This is a genomic window from Shewanella sp. SG41-4, from assembly GCF_014164505.1.
Classification (GTDB): Bacteria; Pseudomonadota; Gammaproteobacteria; order Enterobacterales; family Shewanellaceae; genus Shewanella.
In genome coordinates this window covers 1-7,101 of the sequence record NZ_JACJFI010000217.1, presented here as the reverse complement: position 1 = coordinate 7,101, position 7,101 = coordinate 1, and the positions used below count along the sequence as shown (strand labels likewise).

The window sequence follows — 7,101 nt, the reverse complement described above, 5'->3', positions numbered from 1 at the left end:
ACCAAGGATGTATTAATTTTTAGCGTTGCGTCAAATTTGCTACAAGGCTGGGGCAAAGTCATTAAAGATCAGACGATTAATAATGGACCAAGTTTAACGTTTAAGATTGTAGTGTTTCTATTCATCTTATTTGCGGCCAGTTTAGTCGCCAAAATTGTCACTCAAATTATCTCTAAAACGGTACGAGCATCTAAATTACAATTTAGCCAACTGCTGCAAGACTTTTTCATCTCGCTATCCAGTAAAGTAGTGTTTGCCGTGGGGTTATTGATTGCCTTATCGCAACTCGGGTTTGAACTTGGGCCGTTACTCGCTGGTTTTGGTATTGCGGGTGTGATTATTGGCTTTGCCTTGCAAGATACCCTGTCCAACTTCGCCTCTGGCATGATGATCTTAATCTATCGTCCATTTGATGTCGGCGACTTAATCAATGCTGCTAATGTCACCGGTCGTGTTAGCCACATGAGCCTAGTATCAACAACGATCAAAACGTTAGATAACCAACGCCTTATTGTGCCAAACAATAAGATTTGGGGCGATACCATTAACAACATCACTGCAGAGCATCAACGTCGGGTAGACATGACCTTTGGTATTAGCTACAGCGACAATATAGAACATGCAGAAACCATTTTAAAAAATATTGTCGAACAACATCCAAAAGTGCAAGCGCATCCTGAACCAATTGTTAAGCTCCATACATTGGGCGAATCGTCTGTCGACTTCATTGTAAGGCCTTGGGTTACTCCCGATGACTATTGGGAAGTGTATTGGGACATTACTCGCGCAGTGAAAATACGCTTTGATGCAGAAGGCATTAGTATTCCGTTCCCACAACGCGATGTGCATATTTATCAAAAGTAAGTAAGCATTGTGATTGCCATAAAAAAGGCTCAAGTCATCGACTTGAGCCTTTTTATTAATAATTAAAGCAACCTAACTAACCTAAACTAGGAATAACTAAAGAGCTTATAAATAAGTGATGCTGCCCTGTAAATGCGGTCGGCGACCTTTAACATCACGCATTTCAAAACGTTTACCATTTTCAATACTTTCAAACGCAAAGGTCACTTCAGATGGCATAAATACTGGCAGTTTAAATTCAACATCAACTTGAAACGGTCGATCGCCAACAAACGTCATTAACTGAGACATCACCCGTGCTTTAGACCACATCCCATGCGCTAACACTCGCTCAAAACCAAAGCGTTTTGACAACAATGGATGTAAATGGATCAAGTTATAATCGCCAGAAGCTTTAGCATAACGACGACCTAAGTCATCGGTTAAGCGCCAGTGCTGAACGTTTTCCCATGCCATTTCTGACGCTTTAGGCGGACGAGCACGACGGCCAGCAGATTCAATACGATACAAATAAGTGGATAGCGCTTGCCAAACCAATTCATCACCGACAAACACTTTAGACACCAAATCAAACTCAAGCCCTGCATCGGTAGTGCGACTTGTAGTTAACTCACATTGTACTGTTAAGGTTTCATCTGCGCGCACAGGGCGTAATACGCTAATACTATTCTTTAAATGGAGCATGCCAAGTAATGGGAATGTCACCGCTTTATGTGTAAAAATCATCGCATGTAAACGAAATGCCCACACATACAAATACGTTGGCGGTAACGTCACACCATCATATTCAAAACCGCACACAGCAGCATATTGGCTAATTTTATCTTGAGACAACAGCACATTCGGTGCTTGCACATAAATACTCGGAAGCGGTTGTTGGTTCCATCCCGGTTTACGGCCAAACAGGATTTTGCGATACAAAGACAAAAGCGAAGGCATCGCTTTTAATTCGATAGTGTAGTCGTGACTCACAATGTTGTACCCTAAGTAGGCAGCAAAAGCATGTGCTGCAAAACGGTTAATAGATCATTATACCTTAGACTCTGGCTGTTGCTAAACCGCTAATTACTTTATGCGTTTAAAACGCTATGTCATTACGCCTATATTAATTAAATTAACCAAGCGAAATAGCGATAATTACCGGTATATCATCAGCACACAATTGCTGATTGATCTTTTCAGATAATGATACTTTAACGACATCACTTAAATTACAAAAAGTAATTAATGTCGTGTAAGACCAATATTTCGGTATATGTAGCCTAAAATGGACAGATTTGAGCCTCGATGCCGTGCTATGTAATATTTCTGGAAACGGTTGCTGTTAGTAGTTAAACAGATTGAGGCGTCAAAATACAGCATTGTGGATACCGCTAGTCCACTGCCCAACACAACCCAATACAACTTCAACTTTTCAACAACATAGATAATTTACTGCCAGTTGCTACTAGCAGCAGGGTTATCAGCCGCAGGGTTAATTGTTGCCCACGCTTAGTTTAGCCAATGGCAACGATCAACGGAGAGTTAATCGAGCGTAAACGTTATCAAAGATTACTTGAAAAACAATCTACCGCCCGACTTTAGCAAATATCAACTGCTTAAAATGCTGTTGACCCATTATTAATGTATCTCTTATTGCTCGCTTGGGCCTTATGACCGCTCTATAGGCTAATTTATAAGCCAATCGACTTAACAATACAGCCATTGTTTTAGTGATATAATCTCAATAGTTTACCTTTCGAATAACTCACACCATATCGACATTAACACTGTAAAAAAGTACAACGAGTTATGGTCGCACCTTGCTGTTTTAGTAGATCAGGAATGGCTTGCTGACCGACGATATGTCCGGCACCCACAACGATAAATAATTGTTTGTGGTTTTTGTTTTGTAACAACTGGATAATTTTTTGCGTCATGGTGTGATTACGTTGCCACAACAGCTTCTCGAGTAACTCATCAGCATCGCCCGCTTGCGATTCCATAATTTTTGCCAGAGCATTACCATCGCCTTGACGCCACGCGTAAATTAAATCAAGCATTTCTGCATCGCTAGCGTTAATCGAATCATCAAGCATTTGCAGTTGAGTCGCGGTTGAAAATGATGAAATTAATTCAAATTGAAACTGAATACTCTCCAGCTCAACTACATTTTTACCACTGCGATTTGCCATAAAGTAAGCGTCGACACCCTGTTCTGCGCTGTAACCTAATTGCCCAAAACGTCCCATGCTAATTTGCGCGGACTGCAACCAAGGTGCATACGGTGCCAGTGATTGGCATAGGGATTGATGGCTTTGACAATACACTTGCCGAGTCGCATTAACATCCGCGGCAATATCTGCCGACAAACCACCGTACTGTTGCAATAACGCCCCAGTGTCACCTTGGCCAATGTCGGCTTCAACGACTAGCGCATCCGATTGTTTAAATGCTGATTCTATGTGCTGTGCTAATGGGTAGAAATCTTGACGTCCAATATGAATGGAGCCCAATAAATACGCTTGCTGTTGCTGATATTCGATTTTATAGAATACCGGTGAGTCTAACGCAATTGCCGATGTTGATGTAAAACACAGTAACAATGCGATTAAACCGTAGCAATTTCGCTGTAAGCGACCATAAATCAAATTGATATTAAAAATAAGCCGACTTTCTCTTGTTGCCTGCATACTAGCTCCTTATAATTAACGTTATTCTTTGCACATGCACTATGAGGCAATTATGCCGTACACCAATGTTTTTCTACAGATAAAAGAAAACCTGCAAATAGCCTATAGACAAGCCATTGATTCAGATGTTCGCCTGGACGAATTACGTAAAGAAGGCCACGGTAAGTTTGTGGCGATATTTACTGAAGAGCAAGGTTTTACAACAAGTAGTAATCGTTTCTTACCTTATGTACAAGAATTGGTTGCAGAATTTGATGCCATGCAAAGCAGCACTCATGTTGCACCAGAAACACTTGAAGCCTTTGTCAAAAAGCTTGCGACCTTACTACAAACATTACAAGTATTTAAACTCGCCAAATAATCGCTATGAGCTCCTAGTACTTTTTTATTAGGGGCTATCCTTTTTATGACATAATCTTGTCATCTATTCGCAATAGACTTGTCTCTCAGTGGTAACAATACCGAACGCAATGCCGTTAGGTAGTGAATTGAATGAGATATAGAGATGACGGCTTTACTGCTCACTAGCGAACTTGACAACATCATCGAACAGCAATCTATTGAAGCGGTATTCCAACCGATTTTCAATGTTTCAACCAATCAATTGCACGGTTATGAAGCGCTTAGTCGTGGCCCTAAAAACAGCCCGTTACACAAGCCCTACGCCCTATTTACTCACGCCGAAAAACAAGGTTCATTAAGTGAACTTGAAACCTTATGTCGCAGCATTTCAATTAATGCATTTCACTCTCGCCAACTTAATGGCAAGCTGTTTATTAATATCTCACCTAAAGCATTGCTCGATCCTAATCACCCTAAAGGCATGACATTACAGCTCATTAAGCAGCTGGGGATCTCCCCGTCGGATGTGGTTATTGAATTGTCAGAACAATATCCCGCCGACGATATCGACTTGCTAAAATCCTGTTTAAATCATTATCGAAATCAAGGTTTTTTAACTGCGATTGATGATTTAGGCGCTGGTTATTCGGGGTTACGATTGTGGTCTGAATTAGCACCAGACTATGTCAAAATCGACCGACATTTTATTCATCAAATAGATACCACCGCAGTAAAACAAGAATTTGTCCGCTCTATTGTCGATTTATGCCAAAACTTAACCTGTAAAGTGATTGCAGAAGGCATTGAAACCAATGAGGAACTCACCACGCTAAAACAATTAGGGGTAACCTATTGCCAAGGCTACTTTCTTGGACGACCGGCACGTCATCCAAACAAGCAATTTAGCAGTGAATTGAGCCCTCCCATGGCTCAGCCTAATTCTCATTATTGTGAAACGGCTGAAAGTTTATGCACTAACGCCATAAAAGCATCTCCCACAACACAACTTAAAAGAATCAGTCAAACTTTTGCTGAACAACCAGCATTACAAGCCATTGTGGTAACTGAAAATAATAAACCTTTAGGCATTGTCAGTCGCAGCACATTACTGGAGCTATTCAGCACACCTTATGGCCGCGCATTACACGAAAACCGACCCGCAAGAATGGCGATGGACACCAAAGTGTTACACATTGACGCTAACGAGCCACTTACCCATGTCAGTCAGTTACTCACATCAGACTCAGTCAACACAGTGGCGCAACAGTTCATTATCTTGCGCAATCAACAGTTAATTGGAATTGGTCATACTAAAGATTTATTACAGCGTATTACTGAACATAGAATAAAAATGGCGCGACACGCAAACCCACTCACCAACTTGCCAGGTAACGTGCCAATACAAGAAGAATTAAAACGCTTAAGGCTACAGAAAAAGTCTTACTACCTTGCCTATTTAGATTTAAGTCACTTTAAGCCATACAACGATATTTATGGATTTTGGCGTGGGGATGAAGTCATTCAGTTAGTGGCAAACTTGTTGCTGCCTTATCAAAATGACCATTGTTTTATTGGCCATATTGGGGGGGATGATTTTGTTATGATAAGCATGGGACACGACACGCTAGCCAATTGCCAAACAATGATTGAATTATTTGAGCAACAGAAAATGAGCTTTTACAATGGCGATCATTGGCAAGCACAAACAATGCAAGCCCAAGACCGACAAGGGCAGCAATTCCAATACCCTTTGGATTCACTATCTATTGGGGTTTTACCTCCATTAGTGACTCTACAGGCAACTGAGTATCAAATATCAACATTAAGCGCCCAAGCAAAAAAGCAGGCAAAAATCGCTTTGAATGGATTTTACCTGCATGAAAAACAATCATAAATACTTAGCTTATAGCTTGGGAGCAATCGTTTTTTGTAACCAATCATCAAATAAGTTGGTTTCATAATGAAACGGTTTGTTGTTGAAATTACGCGTATTGTGCATAAAACTCATATCGATAATTTTTTCATCACCAGCAATAATGACTTTGTCACCCTCATTTACACTGTAACTAAACGTCGCTCTGGGTGGATATAAATCTTTGACGATACGCAAATCACCTGGCGTAGCACCAAATGTTGGCCGCATGTCTCCAGCTAAATCAAAGTTGGTCACTTGCATGTGCAAAGTCTGTCCTGGCTTAAGAATTTTTTCAGCCTGCTTATTGATGTTTTTGGTTAAGGTTTCAAATAAACGTTTTTCAAAGCGTGACTGAAGTTCATTTGACGTTTTGATATCACGAAAATCTTTTGGGTTTTGCCATTCAATTTTAACCACACCGACTTCGGTAACAGGATTCGGTTCTGGTGCATCTTCGGCCATGGCAACTTGGCACAACAATACCGGAGCAAGTAGTAAATATTTTACGTTCATAATAGACCTCCAAAGGGCTTAAGGTACTTGTAATACAACAGCTTCAAGCGAAACGTTAAACAATCAATTAATATCGTCATGTTTAATCCTTTTGTACACTTTTTGTCATATTGCAACGCGGGAAACTGTCATCAAATTGAATGTCTGCCATCTAGCCTACATCGTTATATTATGACTATAGTCCTGTTAAGCTGAACCAACGCTTAACAGGACTATTATGAATGTTTCATACCACTAAAAAGGAAACCGTGCGCTCAATAAAGGATAGGTTTGACGCATCACCTTTGGCTTGGTGCTGAATTTTTTGCCTACTGGTGTCTTCTGCCCTGATGGCACAAACGGCAACTCATCCCCGTTGCGATCTTCGTAAATTTTCCCAGCAATTAAATCATACTCTTCTATAAACGGATAAGCATAATCATCCACTAACGGCCATTGTGCTAACTCACCCAAGCAGTCAGGATTAACAATAACCTTGTCATACCATTGTTGGCCTAACGACAGTAAAAAACATCTAAATTCAGCAAAGGCATAATCAGAATCGCAACCGGTAATGATGTATGCTGCGCCCCAAACTGACCATAAATAACTACGGCGTAATTGTTGGCCTAACATTTTATCGAATGCCGTGAGTGCTTCGTCATCCAATACTTGCAATTGTTCGCGTAATCGCAATTCTAGTTCTGCTGAAGACTGCTCAGGTTGATCACGGGTGACGAGTGCCCAAAAATGTGTTTCTGTCATCAAAATGTATCCATCGCTCTATTTTGTGAGATATTCTACCTCAAATTTTCC

At 40.7% G+C, this 7,101-nt stretch carries 7 protein-coding genes; 3 read left to right on the top strand and 4 right to left on the bottom strand.

All coding sequences use genetic code 11. From position 1 onward, the window contains the following. The coding region (locus H5202_RS16385) for a mechanosensitive ion channel family protein (RefSeq protein ID WP_182773016.1) at positions 1 to 864 on the top strand (864 nt) is incomplete at its 5' end. A 105-nt stretch (positions 865 to 969) separates the two neighbouring features. Here H5202_RS16385 and H5202_RS16380 read toward each other — a convergent pair. Both H5202_RS16380 and H5202_RS16375 read right to left on the bottom strand, forming a co-directional pair. Then, positions 970 to 1,803, bottom strand: coding sequence for a MaoC/PaaZ C-terminal domain-containing protein (locus H5202_RS16380; protein WP_220493910.1), 834 nt, complete (start codon positions 1,801 to 1,803; stop codon positions 970 to 972). 824 nt (positions 1,804 to 2,627) lie between these two features. Beyond that, positions 2,628 to 3,536, bottom strand: a complete 909-nt coding sequence (locus H5202_RS16375; protein WP_182773014.1) for a TraB/GumN family protein — start codon at positions 3,534 to 3,536, stop codon at positions 2,628 to 2,630. A gap of 52 nt (positions 3,537 to 3,588) precedes the next feature. Between H5202_RS16375 and H5202_RS16370 the strand changes: the two genes are divergently transcribed. Together H5202_RS16370 and H5202_RS16365 are read left to right on the top strand one after the other, a co-directional pair. Continuing rightward, on the top strand, positions 3,589 to 3,897 hold the full coding sequence (locus H5202_RS16370; RefSeq protein ID WP_182773013.1) for a prephenate dehydrogenase: 309 nt from the start codon (positions 3,589 to 3,591) through the stop codon (positions 3,895 to 3,897). Between the two features lie 144 nt (positions 3,898 to 4,041). Further along, positions 4,042 to 5,772, top strand: a complete 1,731-nt coding sequence (locus tag H5202_RS16365) for a GGDEF domain-containing protein (RefSeq protein WP_182773012.1) — start codon at positions 4,042 to 4,044, stop codon at positions 5,770 to 5,772. A gap of 9 nt (positions 5,773 to 5,781) precedes the next feature. Here the strand turns inward: H5202_RS16365 and H5202_RS16360 are convergent, their stop codons facing one another. Together H5202_RS16360 and H5202_RS16355 are read right to left on the bottom strand one after the other, a co-directional pair. Then, positions 5,782 to 6,306, bottom strand: a complete 525-nt coding sequence (locus tag H5202_RS16360; RefSeq protein WP_182773011.1) for a DUF3016 domain-containing protein — start codon at positions 6,304 to 6,306, stop codon at positions 5,782 to 5,784. 234 nt (positions 6,307 to 6,540) lie between these two features. Continuing rightward, positions 6,541 to 7,050, bottom strand: coding sequence for a DUF4240 domain-containing protein (locus H5202_RS16355; RefSeq protein WP_182773010.1), 510 nt, complete (start codon positions 7,048 to 7,050; stop codon positions 6,541 to 6,543). Positions 7,051 to 7,101 lie beyond the last annotated feature (51 nt).